This window comes from Psychrobacter sp. AOP7-B1-25, from assembly GCF_052376195.1.
In the GTDB taxonomy this organism is placed as follows: domain Bacteria; phylum Pseudomonadota; class Gammaproteobacteria; order Pseudomonadales; family Moraxellaceae; genus Psychrobacter.
Window position 1 is genome coordinate 266872 of record NZ_JBQSVK010000001.1, and the last position, 19299, is coordinate 286170.

Consider the following 19299-nt stretch of genomic DNA (forward strand, 5'->3'; position numbering starts at 1 on the left):
GACCTACCCACTTGTATAGGCCATAATAGTAGCTATGTTTAACTTTATGAAGAAAAAAACCACAAAAACTGAAACGCCTCAGCAGCAGGCAGAGCGTGATAGTGCCGTTGACAAAGTCCTACTTGGATATGAAATAGGTACTGTTAGTATAGCCACGATGGTCACAGGACTTGAACGTGATGGCGCAACACTTACGTTAGACTTGCGTTTGCCGAAAGATAGTAAACCTGAAGTGATCCAGCAAGAGCTTGGACAGTTGCTACATCCGCATGGCATTACCACGATTCATATGAATGTGCGTCTGCCTGCACCAGAAAAAGGCTCAGGCTCAAACTTACCAAAGCAAATGCCAAAGACAACCAATGCGATGGAGTCTCAGCCTACATCTAGTGCCAACAACAGCGCTAGTAGTACTGACGCTGAGCCACCAATTACGAAAGCTGCACCTACTCAAGCTTCCTTGGCTGCACATCCTCGTATCCGTCATATTATTGTGGTGGCATCAGGTAAGGGCGGTGTTGGCAAATCAACCACTACGGTCAATATCGCCTTAGCATTACAGAAACTTGGCAATCGCGTTGGTGTGTTGGATGCGGATATCTATGGTCCTAGTATGCCAACGATGCTAGGTGTCGCTGATGTAAAGCCGCAGCTAGAGAACGAGCAGTTTGTGCCAGTCGATGCGCATGGTATGGCGATGCTCTCTATCGGTAGCTTACTTGATGGAGACAATACGCCGGTTGCGTGGCGTGGACCAAAAGCAACAGGTGCATTGATGCAGCTGTATAATCAAACTAACTGGCCGCAGCTAGATTACTTAGTGATTGATATGCCACCAGGTACGGGTGATATACAGCTGACATTGGCGCAGCGTATTCCAGTCACGGGTGCTGTCATTGTCACGACACCGCAGCATGTTGCACTACTCGATGCGCAAAAAGGCGTTGAGATGTTTAATAAGACAAACATTCCAGTATTGGGTGTGGTTGAAAACATGGCGCTGCATACTTGTAGTAATTGCAATCATACTGAAGCGATCTTTGGTACAGGTGGTGGTGAGTTTATCGCTGAGCAATATCATGTACCACTATTGGGCCAGCTACCGCTTGCCAGTGGTATTCGTGCACAAGTTGATAAAGGTGTACCAAGCGTCTTGGCTGATGATGATTTTGCACAATATTATCTAGACATTGCCAAAAACATCGAAACCAATATCAATAAATTCGCAAAGCCTGTCGATGATAAGCGGATTTTCTAGTAGATAATAATGAGGTAGGGTGTTGGTTGCTTAGTCAGTCTAAAACCAATGTATGATAAAACAGCTATCATGCTATAAATCTAGCTGTCAATTCCGTATAATCGTCGCTATTAAATATTTGCTAAGGAACAACAATGTCTATTAAGTCTGACCGCTGGATTCGTCAAATGGCCGAAGAACACGGCATGATTGAACCATACGAGCCGGGCCAAGTGCGCTTTAATGATGCAGGCGAGCGTTTGGTTAGCTACGGCACTTCAAGCTATGGCTATGACGTACGCTGTGCGCCTGAGTTTAAAGTTTTTACCAACGTACATTCAGTTGTCGTTGATCCTAAAAACTTCGATGAAAAAAGCTTTATTGACATCGTGGGTGATGAATGTATCATTCCACCAAACTCGTTTGCGTTGGCTCGTACCATGGAATATTTCCGTATTCCACGTGATGTATTAACCGTTTGTCTAGGTAAATCGACTTACGCGCGCTGCGGTATTATCGTTAACGTCACGCCGCTTGAGCCTGAGTGGGAAGGGCACGTGACTTTGGAATTTAGTAATACCACTAATTTACCAGCACGTATCTATGCTGGCGAAGGGGTGGCGCAAATGTTGTTTTTCCAAAGTGATGCTGATGATGTTTGCGAAACCAGCTACAAAGACCGTGGTGGTAAATATCAAGGTCAACGTGGTGTGACATTGCCAAGAACATAATCAGTAGATACCAGTTTGAAATATCATCAGGTATATAAAGCTGATAAGCCTTCAAATAGGTAACAAAAAAGCCAGTCATATTTAATATGACTGGCTTTTTTGCTGTGTTAAATAGAACTGGTTTAAGGTTCTATTTATTTCAAGGCTTTTTATTTTAAGACCTTCAAACCTGCTTTATTATCGCGCTTTGGTTTAGGCGTTTTGACAGGGGGATTTTTAGACATTGGCGTTGAATCGTCTTCCGGCTGGTAGTTGTCATATTCTTTTGGATCAAAGAACATCCCTTGTGAGTTTTCTTTGGCGTAGATACCCATCACTGCAGTAAGCGGTACCCAGATTTCTTGTGATACACCGCCAAAGCGAGCGCTAAAGTGAATGTAATCATTTTCCATACTCATGTTACCAGTAGCACGACTGGCGATATTTAATACGATACGACCATCTTGCACATGCTCGGTTGGGATTTGCACATTGTCAGCAGTAGCATCGACCATCAAATACGGTGTCAGAGCGTTGTCTTCAATCCATTGATATAGTGCGCGTACCATATAAGGACGGGTAGGTGTAATAGAGGTGGTTTCGCTCATCTAATGACTTCCTATACTAATAATTTCTAATAATGAAAAATATCTCGTTTAGCAGTTTATCAAATAATAAAGGCTAATTAACGTCTATCTTATTTATACTTTATTCTAGGACAGCTTTTAATACTTGTCTAATTAGCGCACACTTTTTTGGAAACTACTGCGCTCAAATACTCTGGTTTGGTACTCAAACAATGGACGGCTAATGGCACGTGGCAGCTCAATTCCCATCTCATCTAATCGCCATAATAGCGGGGATAATAGTACGTCACACCAACCAAATTCATCAGCCATAAAATATGGTTTATGAGCGAACAGTGGTGATAGAGTAATTAACGAATCACTAAGCTGTTTTTTGGCAACGGCAGCTTGTGCTTTATTGAAGCTATCTGGATGTGTTAGCAGACGCTTACCGAGTACTAACCAATCACGTTGAATACGCCAAGCCAATTGGCGAAACTGTGCACGTTCTTGCGGTGTCTCAGGTAGCAATTTATTGGTATGATAACGCTCTTCAAGATACTCAAAAATGACATTAATCTCATAAAGCGCAATCTCACGCTGCTGCAATACAGGCAAGGTATGATAGGGGTTTAGCTCAGTCAAATCTTCAGGGCGCTCAGAATGCAGACGAGACAAATAGTAAGCGAGCTTTTTTTCTTCAAGTAATAGGCGTACCACATGACTGTCGTAGCCATCATCAGCATACAAAATCAGTTGACTACTTGGAATGTCATTCGCATCAATCATGAAAGCCTAATGTTAATAGTAAAGGCTGTCATCGTAAACAAACTTGCAAGGTTTATCAAGGTAGAGTACGTAAACATTAGCGCTGAGCGACTTATTTTCCAGCTTATCTAGGATTTACAGCCTAATATGAAGGTATAAAAAAGCACTACCGAAGTAGTGCCTTTTTTATTTCTCAGAATTGTCTACTAACTATGACTTATTTGACATCTTTCCAGAATTCTTTATTCAATAAGTAAACTGGGATGAGCAGTACTAATAAGAATAGAATCACAAAGAAACCAATCACTTGACGGTCATGACGAGCAGGTTCGCCCATCCACGCCATAAAGTTAACCAAGTCACCAACTTCGCTCTCAAACTCTTCTTGGCTTAACTCTTCTTGCATATTGTGCAAGACATGAGGCATAGCAGCGTTTGCTAGTACTAAGTTGTTTGCACCCCAAGGGCGGCTTGGATCTTCATAGAACGATAGTAGGTATGTGTATACCCAATCATCGCCACGCAGTCGCGTCTCAAGTGATAGATCAGGAGGCGCTGCACCAAACCAAGATGCTTGTACATCAGGATCGATTTCAGCATCGATATGGTCACCGATTTGATCGGTAGTGACCATCAGATACTTTTCAACCAATTCAGGCGGTATCTCTAAATCTTGAGCAATACGAGAGTGTCGAACATACTCTGCTGAGTGACACCCAGCGCAGTAGTTCATAAAGATTTTAGCACCGTTTTGTAGTGAGCCCTTGTTGGTAAAATCAATTGGGGCTGTACTACAAGCCAAGTGTTCTTCAACACCTTCAGCATTGACGAATGTACCACATCCACCACCGCCAGCTGCCATTGCGCTACCAGCCGTTAAGGTCAATGCCGCGCCGAAGCCTAGTCCCGCTAGGGATTTAATTAGCGTGTTCATTAGTGACCTCCGGTAACGCGTTCTGGTGGCTGTTTACACTTCTCAATGGCAGTGTAGAACGGCATCAATAAGAAGAATAAGAAATATAGAATCGTGAATACACGAGCCATGATAGTTGCCGTTGGTGTAGCAGGCGTCGCACCTAAGTAGCCTAGTATTACAAAGCTAATAGCAAATACAGTAAGCGCGATTTTAGACAAGATGCCTTTGTAACGCATAGAGCGTACAGGTGATCTATCAAGCCACGGAATCAAGAACAATACAGCAATTGCAGCACCCATTGCGATAACACCACCGAGCTTATCAGGAACAGCACGTAAGATGGCGTAGAAAGGCGTGTAGTACCATACTGGTGCAATATGCTCTGGTGTTTTCAGCGAGTTCGCTGTCTCAAAGTTTGGTGGCTCAAGGAAGAAGCCGCCGCCTTCTGGGAAGAAGAATACCACTGCAAAGAAACAGATAAAGAACACAACAATACCAACCATGTCATGCACAGTGTAGTATGGGTGGAACTCAATACCATCTAACGGTATGCCGTTTTTATCTTTTAGCTTCTTGATGTCGATACCATCAGGGTTGTTTGAACCCACATGATGCAACGCCACAATATGCATAAAGACTAAGCCTACCAGTACTAATGGAATAGCAACAACGTGTAGCGCAAAGAAGCGGTTAAGCGTGATACCTGAGATGATATAATCACCACGTACCCATTCAGCAAGACCATCACCAATCACAGGTAGCGCCGCAGGAAGATTCAAAATAACCTGAGCACCCCAGAATGACATGTTGCCCCAAGGTAGTAGGTAACCAAAGAAACCTTCTGCCATTAATGCTAGATAGATACCCATACCGATGAGCCAAATAAGCTCACGAGGTTTTTGGTATGAACCGTATAGCAAGGCTCTAAACATATGCAGGTATACAACAACGAAAAACGCAGACGCGCCAGTTGAGTGCATATAGCGGATGAGCCAACCACCTTTTACGTCACGCATGATATATTCAACAGACGCAAATGCCCCTTCGGCACTTGGGTTGTACATCATCGTCAGCCATATACCAGTCACCAATTGGTTAACCAATACAATCATTGATAGCACGCCAAAGAAGTACCAAAAGTTAAAGTTCTTTGGTGCGTAGTACTTTGACATATGGTATTCATAGGTTTCAGTCGCTGGAAAACGCGCGTCCACCCAATGCATTAACTTTTTACCCATACTCATATTAAGCCTCCCCAACCGTCAAGATGGTACCATCCATACCATATTCTGGAACGGGTAAATTAAGTGGTGCAGGGACGCCACTATATACGCGACCTGCTAAGTCATATTTTGACCCGTGACACGGACAGAAAAATCCGCCGTACCAATCATTACCACCTAAATCCACCGCGCCCACATCAGGACGGTAGTTTGGTGCACAGCCCAAATGTGTGCAAACGCCTTCGACCACCAATACGGTTGGATCTAAAGAGCGAGTAGGATTTTTGCAATATTCAGGTTGTAGAGACGCATCAGACTCAGGATCGGATAATAGAGGTTTGACTGACTCTAATCCTGCAATCATGTCTTCGGTGCGCTTAACCACATAAATAGGTTTACCACGGTATTTGACGACGATCATTTGTCCATCTTCGATAGAACCAATATCTTGGGTCACTGCAGCCCCTGCAGCCTCAGCTTTAGCGCTTGGGTACCAAGAACGGACAAAAGGTGTCGCCACGGCAGCTACCCCAGCTGCACCAATCGCGGCAGTTGAGGCAATAAGAACTCTACGGCGTTGTACATTAACGCCTTCGGCTTGGCTCATTAATACTTCCTCCAGGTGAATGAAATGGGATTATCCCACACTGGGTTTGTGGCTTAGAAAATATACAATATCAAGCCACTTTAGCTGTGCCTAATTTTGCTAATTGTTGCTATTCTAAGCTATTTCGGTGATAAAATAAATTATTGCGTTAAAAATAAAGCAACCTCAATAGGACATATTAGAAGGTTGAATATGACAATCAAACTAAAACAGTTGGATTATCAACGTTTAACGCTAACTTTGCTTTAACAAGGATTATGATGTGATGACCTTATAAATAATAAGGATTTTCAGCAATAGCGAATGATACTTGAAATTCAGGCAATGTTCACTAACTTTCACCATCTAACTACTTTGTAAGTTGCTGTAAAACAAATATCACCACTCTATATAATAAAGTGGTGATGTTTTCATAATGATTAATAAGGTTTTGTCAGACTATCAGAAACTTATTTATCGAAATACGCAATACGCAGTACATGTGCGATATTCCAATAAACTCAGTTAGAGAGTTGCCATTATTAGCCTTCAAGCTCACTCCAACGTTCAAGCTTGTGCATCATCTCATCTTCAATGGTTAGGAGACGCTCACTAGCAGCTGTCGCCGCATCAAAGTCAGTATTGAACCAAGAGCCATCGGCCAGCTTTTCTTGCAATTGAGCTTGTTCGGCTTCGAGTGCAGCGATTTCTTTTGGCAAGTTATCCAGTTCGCGTTGATCATTATAATTTAGCTTTTTGGCTGCCTTATTTGGCTTCGCTGCTGCGCCAGACTTGTTTGTCGCTTTGTTGGTTGCTGCGTTATTGGCAGGTGCTTTGGCAGCACGGGATGCTTCTTCGCGGTTTTTTTGTACGAGGTACTCTTGATAACCACCTACATACTCACTAACAGTACCTTTGCCGTCTTCATCTTCGCCAAACACCCACGTAGAGGTAACGACGTTGTCCATGAATGAACGATCATGACTGATTAGCAAAATCGTACCACCAAAGCTGGCGACTGACTCTTCTAATAGCTCAAGTGTTGCCATATCCAAATCGTTGGTCGGCTCATCGAGTACCAAAATATTGGCAGGTTTTAATAACTGCTTGGCCAGTAGTACTCGGTTACGCTCACCACCAGACAAGGCTTTGACAGGTGTACGTGCACGCTCTGGTGCAAATAAGAAATCTTGCAAGTAGCTCATGATGTGCGTCTTGCGACCGCCAACTTCGACAAAGTCAGAACCTTCCGAAACGTTTTGTGCAACGCTTGCTTCAAGGTCTAACTGATCACGCAGCTGATCGAAGAATGCGATTTTCAGATTAGTACCTAATTCGACACTACCAGACTTGGTGACTTCATCATCAGACATATCGAGTAGGGCTTTAATAAGCGTAGTTTTACCAGCACCGTTAGGGCCGACAATACCAATCTTATCGCCACGCATAATAGTGGTCGTAAAATCATCTACCAAGACATTGCCATCATACTCAAGATGTAAGTTTTTAACTTTACAGACAAGCTTACCGCTTTTCTCGCCTTGGCCCATGGTGATGTTTACATTGCCCACTTGCTCACGGCGATCGCTACGCTCTTCACGTAAGGCTTTTAGTTCACGTACACGGCCCTCATTACGGGTGCGACGTGCTTTGATACCTTGGCGAATCCAAACTTCTTCTTGTGCCAGTTTTTTATCAAAGTTGGCATTGTTCTTTTCTTCAGCCTGTAACTGTAGCTCTTTTAGCTCTTGATAGCGCGCGTAACCACCTTCACCTTGTGTTACGTCATAACTGGTCAATTGGCCACGGTCAAGCTCAATAATGCGAGTCGATAGTTTATTGACGAATGCTCTATCATGAGTCACGAACAACAACGTCAAACCTTGCCAATCCAGCAAAAAGCGCTCTAACCATTCGATACTTTCGACATCCAAATGGTTGGTTGGCTCATCTAGTAGTAGCACATCAGGCTTAGTAACTAGCGCACGAGCAAGTAACACGCGGCGTTTACGACCACCAGATAGAGATGATAAGTCGTCTTCTGGATTAAGGCCCATGGTCGTAATCAGACGCATGGCATCACGTTCTAAGTCCCAACCATGTACCGCGTCGATATCATGCTGTAGGGTCGCCATATGCTCACAGGCATCCATATCGCCATTCGCGCACATATCGACTTGCTTATTATAGTTAATGAGCAAATCAGCCGTGCGACGACTGCCGCCCATAACGATGTCTAATATGCGACCACTGGTCTCGGGAACGTCTTGTTCTAGCATTGCTACACGCATGCTACTGTTGGTAATAATCTCGCCACTGTCAGGCTGCAATGAGCCATTGATCAGTTTAAACAAAGTAGATTTACCTTCGCCGTTACGGCCAATTAAGCACACACGCTCGCCTGTATTGATAGAAAAATCAATACCATCAAGAACAGGCGCGACGCCAAAGGCTAAGTGAATGTCTTTTAAATGAATCAGTGCCATAGAGTATCTTAAGCTTATATAATAGTGAGGTAGGGGTTGTTGCAAAATTGTCTGCAGTATAACATGCCACCGCGTCACTGTAGTGGGAGTAAATAGTTTTATCAGTACTATTTACTGCTTTTACTAACGGCTCCTATTCCATGATTATGTTTGTAGATTTATCGCTAATCTACGGTACTCTTCAAACTTCTTAGTGATCCATCCTTTCAATTTAATACTTATTACAATATAGAGAAAAATATGAACCAATCTAAAACTACAGGCGATAATTCTATAGTGCAAGATGATTTACAAGCACAAGTAATCGATTTGCAAATGAGCCTAGCGCATCTTGAAGTAACTGTCGAACGACTGGATGACGTAATCACGCGACAAGACAGAGATATTCATACACTGCAACGTCAATTAAAACTGATTTATAAACAGATTGAGGGTCAAGATACAGAAAGTGGTATTGCACCATTCGATGTGATGGCAGACAGACCGCCACATTATTAATAAGTAGAATTTAGAAAGAAAAGCTTTTAATAATGGAAAGTATATACGTATTTTCATATATAGATACTGTCTGATGACTATATGGTCATAACATAGAAATAATGTGTTTTTGTAGTTGTTTTAGTGTTAAAAAATCTTTACTATCTTCTACCTCGGATGCTGCTTATCTATGAAAATTAGGTATGACAGTAAAACAATGCGGATGTTTGGAGATATACAATGCGCCACACCTTTCATTTAAAAGCTCTCGCAGTAGCTGTTGCTACTCTTTCTGTTGCTAGCGTCGCTAGTGCTGCTGGCCTTGATCGTTCAGGTCAAGATATCACCGCATTCCTACAAGACGGCACGTATGCAGAAGCTGTCTACACTTATATCGATGCTGATGTTACTGGTCACGACAACGCTTATGTCGGTTCAGACAACAAAGCTTACACTCAGGGTAAGAAGATTGATGATATCGCTGAGTCTTATGACTTTTTCCGTTATGGTGTGAAAACAGATATCAACGAAACCTTTAGCGTTGGCGTCTTATATGATGAGCCTTTTGGTGCTGCCGCTGATTATACTGGTAACAATAATTTCGTTACTAATGACGATGCAGATGCGCTTATTCAAGGCTTCACAGGCAACCTTGGTTTAAATGAAGGTTTGGTTGATCAAAATATTACTGATCTAAAAGGTGCGCTTGCTCCAGGTAACCCAGGTAATTTTTCACCTGAGCAACTACAAGAGTTTCAGGGTCAGCTTATAGGGCTTGAAGCTGCAAAAGGCTTGGCGGCTACTGCAGGCGAAACTACACAGGTAGAAGTACGTACAGAAAGTATTACTGGTATTTTTGGTGCGAAATTTGGTCAAAATAAAGAATTTCAAGCTTATGGTGGTCCAGTAGCCCAACGTGTACAAGCTGATGTAAAACTACGTGGTACGGCTTATAGTGCGGCTTCTGGCTATACTACACATATTAACCCAGATCAAGACTACGGCTGGATTGCTGGTATGTCTTATAGTAAGCCTGAGATTGCACTAAAAGCAGCATTAACGTATCGCTCTGAGATTAAACACGATGCAAAAGCTTTCGAGGTTTTCCCTATTGCTACAGCTGCCGGAGCTAGAGCTGGTTTAGCATTACCAACTACTAGATATGCCGATATCGAGATTAATACCCCAGAGTCAGTAAACCTTGACTTTCAAACTGGTATAAATCCTACAACATTAGTAACAGCAAAAGTACGCTGGGTACCATGGAGTGATTTTGCAATTACACCTTCACTATACAACGATGTTAGTAAGGTTTCGACTCAGGATGACGATGGTCTAGCATTAGTTAGTTATGACGATGATCAATGGCAAGTAGAGTTAGGTCTGGCTAAGCGCTTAGCACCAGTATTAGCAGTAAGTGGAACTGTTGGTTGGGATAGTGGTGCTGGTAATCCTGTTACCTCACTTGGGCCTACGGAAGGCTACTATAGTGCAGGGTTAGGTGCTAAATATAACGTTACTGAAAACTGGGCTGTATCTGCCGGTGGTAAGTATTTATGGCTTGGAGATGCTAAAGGCCAGATACCAAATAAAGCTATTGTTAGCGATTTCGAAAGTAATGATGGTTTTGTACTTGGTGTAAAAGTTTCTTACCAAGCTCAGTAATTCACAACTTAGCTATACAGCAAATTTTTTAGATGTTATTGATAAAAGAGCGATCCTTTATGGGTCGCTTTTTTTATAGGCAGTATTACAGTCATAGTGAACCCGTTTTATCTCAAAGAAAAATTCTCCTATAAATATATATTTCAGAAAATTCACATTTAAAAGTAGAAGTAAACGACATTGTTCTACTTATATCTTATTTGTACTGTTCAGTCATAATTGAGAAATAAAGCACTTTAATTGTTGTCTTAGTGTCAAAAAGGCATTAGTATTCAACTTAGGACACGACTTTGATACTTTCAATGTTAAGCGCAGCAATGCTATATATTGATTATCAAAGTAGTAATACAACAAGGACCGTTGGAGATACACAATGCGCACTACCTTTCACTTGAAAACCCTTGCAGTAGCAATCGCTACTCTCTCTGTCGCTAGCATGACTAATGCTGCTGGTCTTGATCGTTCAGGCCAAGATGTCACGGCCTTTTTCCAAGATGGTACCTATGCTGAAGCCGTTTATACCTACATCGATGCCGATGTCAGTGGCTATGATAGTGAAAATCAAAGTCCGCTCAGCAATAACTATGTGCGTGGCGAGAAGACAGGTGATATCGCTGAATCTTATGACTTTTTCCGTTATGGTGTAAAAACTGATATTAACGATACATTTAGTATTGGTGTACTATATGATGAGCCTTTCGGTGCTTCTGCTGAGTATACTCAAAGCAATTTCGTAGCCCAAGATGATTTTGATGCTTCTATAATTAATTTAACTGGTGGTCGAGTTAATGCTGCAACTATTGATGGTGCAATTGCTTCTTTATCTGACCAAGCAAGAACTGAGCCTGACCCAGTAATAAGACAGGAACTTATTGATCAAGCAACATCTCTTACTGTCGCACGAGAAATTGCAAATGCTGAAGCTGATACTGCAGGTCAAAATACTAAGGTTGAGGTTCGTAGTGAAAGCTTAACAGCTATTCTTGGTATGAAGTTTGGTGCTAATAAAAACTTCCAAGTATATGGTGGTCCAGTAGCACAACGTATTCAAGCTGATACAGCATTACGTGGTACAGCATATGGACCTGCTACTGGCTATACCTCACATATGAGCCCTGATATGGACTATGGCTATATCGCAGGTATCGCATATAGCAAGCCTGAAATTGCATTGAAAGCTGCTTTGACTTATCGTTCTGAGATTGATCACGATGCGGATACATTCGAGTCTTATCCTCTAGCACCTTTGCTAAGTGGTGGCGATCTCCCACCAAGTAGAACTGGTAAAATTGAAGTCACCACACCTAAGTCAGTCAACTTTGATTTTCAAACCGGTATTAACCCTACAACACTAGCAACAGCAAAAGTACGCTGGGTACCGTGGAGTGATTTTGTCTTGACTCCGCCTTTATATAATGAAGCTAGTCAGGCCAGTGGTCGCTATGGCGATGATGGATTGAATTTGGTCGAGTATGATGATGACCAGTGGCAAGTAGAGCTTGGTCTGGCTAAGCGTGTCGCACCAGCACTGGCGATCAGTGGTACTGTTGGTTGGGATAGTGGCGCTGGTGATCCAACGACATCACTAGGTCCTGTTGACGGCTACTATAGTGTCGGTCTGGGTGCTAAATATAACGTCACTGAAAACTGGGCAGTGTCAGCTGGTGGCAAATATTTATGGTTCGGCGATGCTCAAGGTCAATTACCTACTGGTAAAATCGTTGGCGATTTCCAAGACAATGATGGCTATATCGCTGGTGTAAAGCTTTCTTATCAAGGTAAATAGCCTCTTTATATAACTGCTGAACAATAAAAAAGCGACCTATCATAGGTCGCTTTTTTGTGGGTTTTCTATTGAGTATCTGATTATTTATATTTAAATACAGTTAGAACAGCGAAGATGATTTGCATAGTATTGATTCATACGATATCACTGCATCCTACTTATTTGATTTAGTTTCTTGTCTATAATAGCGAGTGTCTTACGAATTAAAGGTTGAGGACTACTTATACCTTACCCAACTAGCTGTTAAGAACGTAGCATATTCGAGGTATACAAAGTTGTATAAGTAGATAACCAAATACAACGCTAAAAAGAAGTAGTTGCATTAATAAGGTCTACTTTGTAAAAGTGAGCAGCAGTTGGACTGCCAAATAGGCTAGGACAATATGGCTTAGTATATCCATCACAGAGCTACTAGATACTACTATCGCTGTCTATACTCCAGTCTTACTTACCATAAGCTCTCTTGGTTTGATACTGTAGTAGATTGCATATATTAAATCGTTACTCATAAAAAAAACCTCGCCAATAATGACGAGGTTTTTTTATAGCAATAATTTTAAGACATTACGTAAACTTATTTGTTTAAGTTTAGCTCCATCTCTTTGTACTTAGCAGAAACTGAAGGTCTTGGACCACCAGTCATGATACTAACAGCAAAGATAGCAATAGTACTTAAGATAAAGCCTGGAACGATAGCGTATAACCAGCTATTTAGTGCCATACCATCTACTTGGAAAGGACCATAAATCCATAGGATAACAGTCAACGCACCAACAACCATACCGGCAACAGCACCATTACGGTTCATACCACGCCATGTAAGGCTGAAGATAACCAATGGACCAAACGCAGCACCAAATCCTGCCCATGCGTTAGAAACTAGGTTCAATACTGAGCTATCTGGGTTAGACGCTAGCATAATGGCAACGATAGCGACTATGATAACTGAGATACGACCAACCAATACTTGGCGAGCTTCTGGGGCATCTTTATCAAAGAACAATTTGTATACATCTTTGGTTAGAGAGCTTGATACAACCAATAGCTGCGATGAGATAGTACTCATAATTGCCGCTAAAATAGCTGCTAATAGGAAACCTGAAACCAATGGATGGAACAAGAACTGAGTGAATACTAAGAAGATAGTCTCAGGATCATCCAACGTCATCGCAGTTTTTTGTACGTAGGCACGACCAGCAAAACCAGTCATTAGTGAACCAATAAGACTCACAACCATCCAGCTCATACCGATGTTACGTGCGGTTGGTACATCTCTCACTGAGCGAATCGCCATGAAACGTACGATAATATGCGGTTGGCCAAAGTAACCTAAGCCCCATGCCATGAGTGAGATAATACCGATGACACTCATACCGCTAGTAACGTCTAAAAGGGTTGGATCGATGTTTCTAACCGCTTCTGTCGTAGCTGAAATACCACCAAGATCAGTAAAGGCAACGACAGGTACGATTACCATGGCAAACAGCATGATGACGCCCTGTACGAAATCGGTCATAGATACTGCTAAGAAACCACCGAATAGCGTATAAGCCACAACCACACCAGCAGTAACCCATAGGCCAGTGCTATATGAGAGGTTAAGTGAGCTTTCGAAGAGTTTACCACCACCTACAAGACTTGCAGCAGTATAGACGGTAAAGAATAGAATGATGACCACGGCTGAGATGACGCGTAGCATGTGCGACTTGTCTTCAAAGCGGTTGGCGAAATAATCGGGTAGGGTGATAGCGTTGTCAGCCACTTCGGTATAAACACGAAGGCGAGGTGCTACGATGAGATAGTTTAATAATGCACCTAATGTCAAACCAAGCGCAATCCAAATACTGACCACACCATCGGCAAACATATAACCAGGTAAGCCAAGTAGTAACCAACCTGACATATCTGATGCACCTGCAGAAAGTGCGGTTACTGCTGGGCCTAAGTTACGACCCCCTAACATATAGCCTTCAGTATCATTGGCTTGCTTAAAATAAGCGTAAACACCAATCCCAATCATCACTAAGAAATAGGCGCCGAGTGATATCAGCACGCCACTAGAAACTCCGTTCATATAAATTGTCCTTAACCAACATGGTTGGCGGTAATTATTTTTTAACTATAAAAGTTCTGTCCTACAAGACGATGTCCAAAACAATATTTAAAGACAAAAAAAGCCATTAATTAAGACATAATGGCTTTTTTCAGTATCTTCTGTAGTTATATATGATTGATGTCGTTCTATGGCTAGCACTCATATAGAGATAGAGAACAATGGGAATTTCGCATTCCACTTATCTACTGTTATTGCTCGCATCTGCTATTTGTATATGAGTATTAGCAACCTACACAATCAACCAAAACCATTAAACCTACTGTTAACCATCATATCTTACTAGAAGTATTCAATATATGACTATCAGTGTCCTTGTGGTAAATTTTTGTTATAAAAACAACGTCAAGCGTATTATAACGCATGAGAGTCACAAATGCGAATAGCTTAATTCTTAGACTGTTATAGTGAGCTCTTTTTATTCAATAGGCGCAAGTAAGTCTAGTAGGGCGGTCACGCTGCTAGATTGAGTTAATTTTGGATTGATGACCACACCTAAATAGCGTTGTAATTCAATATTGTCAGCCATATTGATACGTTCCAAATCTTGACTGACCATCGTTTGTGGTAGTACTGACCAACCAAGACCAACAGATACCAGCATACGGATAGACTCAAGAGGGTTGGTGCTCATCGTGGCATAAGGCTTCAGATTGTGCTTGGCAAACTCAGCCAAGGTAATTTGACTGGTAAAGGTATTGGCAGAAGGCAAAATGGCAGGGTAGCGCGCTAACTGCTCCAACGTCACATTAGATTTAGTAGCCAAAGGTGATAGCGTACCCGTCATAAAATAAAGAGGGTCTGACCAGAGCGTGTGATAAGTTAAGCGTTTATCATATACAGGAGGTAGAGTTACAAAGGCCAAAGACAAATCACCATCTAGTACTGCTTTATGAGCTTTTTCAGAATCTACGAAGTGTACTTCTAACTGAACAGCTGGATAAGCTTGAATGAAGTGTTTAAGGACAGGTGCTAAATGATGTAGGCCAATATGATGGCTAGTACCAATGACTAATTTGCCAGAAACGATATGCTGAGAATGCTGCAAGTTGATTTTAAAATTCTCATAATCTTCCAGCCAACGCTTGGCATGAGGTAGCATTTCACTGGCAGCTTGAGTAGGTACAATTCCACGTCCTACCGTATCAAACAAGGTAATGTTAAACTCGTCTTCTAAGTTTTTGATACGTTTACTGACAGCAGGCTGAGTAATAAATAGCTTTTCTGCAGCGCCTGAGATACTGCCAGTGTGCATAACAGTAACGAATGTCGTCAAGTTTGTGGTATTCAAACGGATGTCCTTAGCTACTCTATGAGCTATAAATAAAAGTTGGCTGATCTAATCACAACGTATTAGAAATAAAAGTTTGCGTCTGGTTAAAAATCATCAATTATTATTATAGGATTTGCCTGCTATAATCACAAGACATCGAAGCATATTGTGACATATTTATTCTAAAAAATTGGATATTCGACATTTAAAACGTATCTCAAACACTAGTTTTAGTCATATGTCGGGTTTTACGAAGAAATAATATTTAAACCTCAGATGCGAGAGCAATTAATATAGATAAACAAAGTATTTACGTAGAATCTTCTTGGCAATGTGCAAGTAAGTAAAAAATTAAGTAATTAGTAACCTATAAAGGATAGCAACATGGCTGGTCAAACGTTATATGACAAACTTTGGAACGCTCACGAAGTCACTAAGCGTGACGATGGTTCGAGCCTGATTTATATCGACCGCCACCTGTTGCATGAAGTGACGAGCCCACAAGCATTTGAAGGATTGGAGCTGGCCAATAGAGCGCCATGGCGTTTATCAGCTAACATCGCCAGTCCAGATCATAATGTGCCAACCGTCACTAAAGAGCGCTTAGAAGGTGTGCCTGGGATTAAAGATAAAGTGTCACGCTTGCAGGTTGTCACATTGGATGATAACTGTACCAAGTTTGATATTGCTGAATTTACTATCAATGACGCGCGCCAAGGAATTTTGCACGTAGTCGGCCCTGAGCAAGGTTTGGTCTTGCCAGGCATGACGGTTGTTTGCGGTGACTCGCATACCGCAACTCACGGAGCACTTGGTTGTTTGGCTCATGGCATTGGAACCTCTGAAGTTGAGCATGTATTGGCAACGCAGTGCTTGATTCAAAAGAAATCAAAAAATATGCAGATCCGTGTTACGGGTCAACTTGGTGCTGGCGTCACTTCAAACGATGTGGTGTTAGCCATTATTGCAAATATCGGTACAGAAGGCGGTACATGACACGCGATTGAGTTTGCAGGTAAATTATTTGAATACATGAGTATGGAAGGTCGTATGACCGTCTGTAACATGGCGATTGAAGCAGGCGCGCGTGTCGGTATGGTTGCGGTCGATGACACGACTATTGATTATGTTAAAGGCCGTCCATATGCGCCAAGCGAAGCACAATGGGAACAAGCGGAAGCTTACTGGCGTACATTGCGCTCAGATGATGACGCGGTATTTGATACTGTAGTAGAAATCGACGGTAGTCAGATTGCACCGCAAGTATCTTGGGGTACGTCACCTGAGATGGTCGTAGATATTACACAATCTGTACCGACACCGAGCCAAGCTATCGATGAGGCCCAAGAAGAAGGCTGGCTACGTGCTTATACTTACATGGGGTTAGAAGCTGGTCAGAAAATTACGGATATCCAACTGGATCGTGTATTTATCGGTTCATGTACTAACTCACGTATCGAAGACTTACGTGACGCGGCAGCGGTAATTAAAGGTCGTAAAGTTGCTAATAACGTAAAAGAAGCGATCGTTGTTGCAGGTTCAGGACAGGTGAAATTGCAAGCAGAGGCTGAAGGTTTGGATACGCTGTTTACTGAAGCTGGCTTTGAATGGCGCGAGCCGGGTTGTTCAATGTGTCTTGCGATGAATGCGGACAAACTTGAGCCGCAAGAGCACTGTGCCTCAACATCTAACCGTAATTTTGAAGGTCGTCAGGGTAATGGTGGTCGTACGCATTTGGTCAGCCCAGCAATGGCAGCCGCAGCAGCGCTGGCAGGACATTTTGTGGATGTTCGTACGTTTTAAGACTGATAGTGAGTAGCAGACACCATGCTTATATGAATAGCAAATATATAACAATGGTGTCAAAGATAGTAAAGGCTTATTTATTATCCACTCAGCTCATCAGTATTATCAGCCAGCAAAAATATAATTGATAGGAAATTTTATGCAAGCTTATAACACCCAAACAGGTATTGTTTGCCCACTTGACCGTGCAAACGTTGATACCGACCAGATTATTGCAAAACAGTTTTTGAAGTCTATTAAACGTACAGGTTTTGGCGTGAATCTATTTGATGATTGGCGCTATCTTGATGAAGGATATCCTGGTCAAGACAACAGTACACGAGTCATTAATCCAGACTTCGTATTGAATAAGCTTCGTTATCAAGGCGCTACAATCTTATTAGCGCGCAGAAACTTTGGTTGTGGCTCTAGTCGTGAGCATGCACCTTGGGCGCTATCAGAGTATGGGTTCCGTACGGTAATTGCTCCAAGTTTTGCAGATATCTTCTACAATAATTGCTTTAAAAATGGCATGTTACCGATCGTATTGGATGAAGCGATTGTAGATACGTTAATGAAGGCGACCTTTGATAACGAAGGCTATGAGTTGACTGCAGACCTTGAGCGTCAAGTCGTTATCACGCCAGCTGGTGAAGAGTATGCTTTTGAAGTAGACGCTTTTCGCAAGCACTGTTTGTTAAATGGACTTGATGACATTGGTCTAACTTTGCAGCAAAGTGATGCTATCAAAGATTATGAACAAGAAATGATGCAAAAAACACCGTGGATATTTAATGACGTACGAGCGTAGTGAATAACTTCCCAACCTACTACTCATAAAACTGTGATCTAGTCGCAATGTAGCGTTGAGTTATGGCGGTGAACTGTCTAAAATGAAAGTTATTTTTCACTACATTTTATTATTTCTCTTGAATAGTAGCCGCCATTATGAATACAAAAAATTATGCTCTATGGACAAGCACAATTGTTGCTGCAAGCTTATTACTGTCAGGCTGTCAGCTATTGACGGGCTATCAAAAAATAGACGAGGCAGAGAGTGCCGAAGCGTGGGTTGGTAAAATTAAACCTATGGCTGGTGAAGTAAATATTGCGTGTGTGGGTACATATCATTGCGAAATTGTGCAGATAGATAAAACACTCATTATGGCGCCTAATAGTCATGAGCCAATCAATCCCCAGATTGTCACAGCTCTACCACGCCAAGAAGACACAGCAAAAATCCCTATGAATATGAATATGGATATGACACCACTCGTCAATAAGAATGCCATAAAAATTGTGCCGTTAGCAGCTTCGAGTATGCCAGGCTTGACCAATTATTATGCACGGGTTATGCCTGCAAAACGTGAAGTACATGTTAATTTTTATCCAGAAAATAACATGGGTTACGTTGAGCGTTTTGCGATGATTCATGATTTTACGGAAGCTGGTACTTATCAGTTACGTGCTTATCAAAAAAAGAATAGTGAAAAATCAGGTAGTTTGTTGGACACAGCGTCACCTGAGCCCTTATGTGTTGAGCTATTGCAGGATACAAAAGTACAGCGCCGATTCTGTAAGAAGCTAGATGCTGAACATCAAGGTGAATTTGTAGAGACTGGTATGGCCAAAGCGGCAACATCAGTACTCAAAGCCAAAAGAGCTACAGCATAAAATATGAGCATGAAATGCTCAAAAATATAACCAA

Annotated in this window: 15 protein-coding genes and 1 pseudogene; 8 read left to right on the top strand and 8 right to left on the bottom strand. The window is 42.0% G+C overall.

Going from position 1 to position 19299, the window contains the following annotated elements; translation table 11 throughout:
• Positions 1-34: 34 nt before the first annotated feature.
• Positions 35-1258 carry an iron-sulfur cluster carrier protein ApbC gene (apbC, locus tag ACT3QR_RS01025; RefSeq protein ID WP_444519542.1) on the top strand — a complete coding sequence of 408 codons (1224 nt, stop codon included), beginning with the start codon at positions 35-37 and terminating at the stop codon, positions 1256-1258.
• A gap of 134 nt (positions 1259-1392) precedes the next feature.
• Positions 1393-1968: a dCTP deaminase gene (gene dcd, locus ACT3QR_RS01030; RefSeq protein ID WP_444519543.1), complete on the top strand. Its 576-nt coding sequence runs from the start codon at positions 1393-1395 to the stop codon at positions 1966-1968.
• Positions 1969-2117: 149 nt separating this feature from the next.
• Here the strand turns inward: dcd and ACT3QR_RS01035 are convergent, their stop codons facing one another.
• The 6 genes from ACT3QR_RS01035 to ACT3QR_RS01060 all read right to left on the bottom strand — a co-directional run bounded on the left by ACT3QR_RS01035 (position 2118) and on the right by ACT3QR_RS01060 (position 8492).
• Entirely contained in the window at positions 2118-2555 is a 438-nt protein-coding gene (locus ACT3QR_RS01035; RefSeq protein WP_444519544.1) for a ClpXP protease specificity-enhancing factor, read from the bottom strand.
• Between the two features lie 132 nt (positions 2556-2687).
• Entirely contained in the window at positions 2688-3302 is a 615-nt protein-coding gene (locus ACT3QR_RS01040) for a glutathione S-transferase N-terminal domain-containing protein (RefSeq protein ID WP_444519545.1), read from the bottom strand.
• Positions 3303-3498: 196 nt separating this feature from the next.
• Complete coding sequence (locus ACT3QR_RS01045; RefSeq protein WP_444519546.1) at positions 3499-4215, bottom strand: cytochrome c1; 717 nt, start codon at positions 4213-4215, stop codon at positions 3499-3501.
• Complete coding sequence (locus tag ACT3QR_RS01050) at positions 4215-5420, bottom strand: cytochrome b (protein ID WP_444519839.1); 1206 nt, start codon at positions 5418-5420, stop codon at positions 4215-4217. The genes ACT3QR_RS01045 and ACT3QR_RS01050 overlap by 1 nt, the downstream gene beginning before the upstream one ends.
• Positions 5421-5442: 22 nt before the next feature.
• The gene (petA, locus tag ACT3QR_RS01055) at positions 5443-6027 is read right to left on the bottom strand and encodes a ubiquinol-cytochrome c reductase iron-sulfur subunit (RefSeq protein WP_444519547.1); all 585 of its coding nucleotides are present in this window, start codon (positions 6025-6027) and stop codon (positions 5443-5445) included.
• A 521-nt stretch (positions 6028-6548) separates the two neighbouring features.
• Positions 6549-8492 carry an ATP-binding cassette domain-containing protein gene (locus ACT3QR_RS01060; RefSeq protein ID WP_397476936.1) on the bottom strand — a complete coding sequence of 648 codons (1944 nt, stop codon included), beginning with the start codon at positions 8490-8492 and terminating at the stop codon, positions 6549-6551.
• 240 nt (positions 8493-8732) lie between these two features.
• On the opposite strand from ACT3QR_RS01060, the gene ACT3QR_RS01065 reads away from it, so the two are divergent.
• The 3 genes from ACT3QR_RS01065 (at position 8733) to ACT3QR_RS01075 (ending at position 12420) form a co-directional block, all read left to right on the top strand.
• A complete protein-coding gene (locus tag ACT3QR_RS01065) occupies positions 8733-8990 on the top strand; it encodes a SlyX family protein (RefSeq protein WP_444519548.1) in 258 nt (85 codons plus the stop codon).
• A gap of 219 nt (positions 8991-9209) precedes the next feature.
• Positions 9210-10634: an outer membrane protein transport protein gene (locus tag ACT3QR_RS01070; protein ID WP_444519549.1), complete on the top strand. Its 1425-nt coding sequence runs from the start codon at positions 9210-9212 to the stop codon at positions 10632-10634.
• A 373-nt stretch (positions 10635-11007) separates the two neighbouring features.
• The gene (locus tag ACT3QR_RS01075; RefSeq protein ID WP_444519550.1) at positions 11008-12420 is read left to right on the top strand and encodes an outer membrane protein transport protein; all 1413 of its coding nucleotides are present in this window, start codon (positions 11008-11010) and stop codon (positions 12418-12420) included.
• 574 nt (positions 12421-12994) lie between these two features.
• Here the strand turns inward: ACT3QR_RS01075 and putP are convergent.
• Both putP and ACT3QR_RS01085 read right to left on the bottom strand, forming a co-directional pair.
• Positions 12995-14494, bottom strand: a complete 1500-nt coding sequence (gene putP / locus ACT3QR_RS01080; RefSeq protein ID WP_160020915.1) for a sodium/proline symporter PutP — start codon at positions 14492-14494, stop codon at positions 12995-12997.
• 457 nt (positions 14495-14951) lie between these two features.
• Positions 14952-15824 carry a LysR family transcriptional regulator gene (locus tag ACT3QR_RS01085; RefSeq protein ID WP_201572486.1) on the bottom strand — a complete coding sequence of 291 codons (873 nt, stop codon included), beginning with the start codon at positions 15822-15824 and terminating at the stop codon, positions 14952-14954.
• 366 nt (positions 15825-16190) lie between these two features.
• Between ACT3QR_RS01085 and leuC the strand changes: the two are divergent.
• From leuC to ACT3QR_RS01100, 3 genes and pseudogenes are all read left to right on the top strand, one after another.
• Positions 16191-17609, top strand: a pseudogene (leuC, locus tag ACT3QR_RS01090) (3-isopropylmalate dehydratase large subunit).
• A gap of 142 nt (positions 17610-17751) precedes the next feature.
• Complete coding sequence (leuD, locus tag ACT3QR_RS01095; protein ID WP_444519551.1) at positions 17752-18402, top strand: 3-isopropylmalate dehydratase small subunit; 651 nt, start codon at positions 17752-17754, stop codon at positions 18400-18402.
• Between the two features lie 137 nt (positions 18403-18539).
• Positions 18540-19265, top strand: a complete 726-nt coding sequence (locus ACT3QR_RS01100; protein ID WP_444519552.1) for a hypothetical protein — start codon at positions 18540-18542, stop codon at positions 19263-19265.
• Positions 19266-19299 lie beyond the last annotated feature (34 nt).

Excerpts from the sequence above, each read along its gene's own strand:
- ACT3QR_RS01040 (WP_444519545.1), bottom strand. The coding sequence starts at position 3,302 with ATGATTGATGCGAATGACATTCCAAGTAGTCAACTGATTTTGTATGCT.
- ACT3QR_RS01060 (WP_397476936.1), bottom strand. The coding sequence starts at position 8,492 with ATGGCACTGATTCATTTAAAAGACATTCACTTAGCCTTTGGCGTCGCG.
- putP (WP_160020915.1), bottom strand. The coding sequence starts at position 14,494 with ATGAACGGAGTTTCTAGTGGCGTGCTGATATCACTCGGCGCCTATTTC.
- leuD (WP_444519551.1), top strand. The coding sequence starts at position 17,752 with ATGCAAGCTTATAACACCCAAACAGGTATTGTTTGCCCACTTGACCGT.
- ACT3QR_RS01075 (WP_444519550.1), top strand. The coding sequence starts at position 11,008 with ATGCGCACTACCTTTCACTTGAAAACCCTTGCAGTAGCAATCGCTACT.
- ACT3QR_RS01050 (WP_444519839.1), bottom strand. The coding sequence starts at position 5,420 with ATGCATTGGGTGGACGCGCGTTTTCCAGCGACTGAAACCTATGAATAC.
- ACT3QR_RS01065 (WP_444519548.1), top strand. The coding sequence starts at position 8,733 with ATGAACCAATCTAAAACTACAGGCGATAATTCTATAGTGCAAGATGAT.
- apbC (WP_444519542.1), top strand. The coding sequence starts at position 35 with ATGTTTAACTTTATGAAGAAAAAAACCACAAAAACTGAAACGCCTCAG.
- petA (WP_444519547.1), bottom strand. The coding sequence starts at position 6,027 with ATGAGCCAAGCCGAAGGCGTTAATGTACAACGCCGTAGAGTTCTTATT.
- ACT3QR_RS01035 (WP_444519544.1), bottom strand. The coding sequence starts at position 2,555 with ATGAGCGAAACCACCTCTATTACACCTACCCGTCCTTATATGGTACGC.
- dcd (WP_444519543.1), top strand. The coding sequence starts at position 1,393 with ATGTCTATTAAGTCTGACCGCTGGATTCGTCAAATGGCCGAAGAACAC.
- ACT3QR_RS01100 (WP_444519552.1), top strand. The coding sequence starts at position 18,540 with ATGAATACAAAAAATTATGCTCTATGGACAAGCACAATTGTTGCTGCA.
- ACT3QR_RS01045 (WP_444519546.1), bottom strand. The coding sequence starts at position 4,215 with ATGAACACGCTAATTAAATCCCTAGCGGGACTAGGCTTCGGCGCGGCA.
- ACT3QR_RS01070 (WP_444519549.1), top strand. The coding sequence starts at position 9,210 with ATGCGCCACACCTTTCATTTAAAAGCTCTCGCAGTAGCTGTTGCTACT.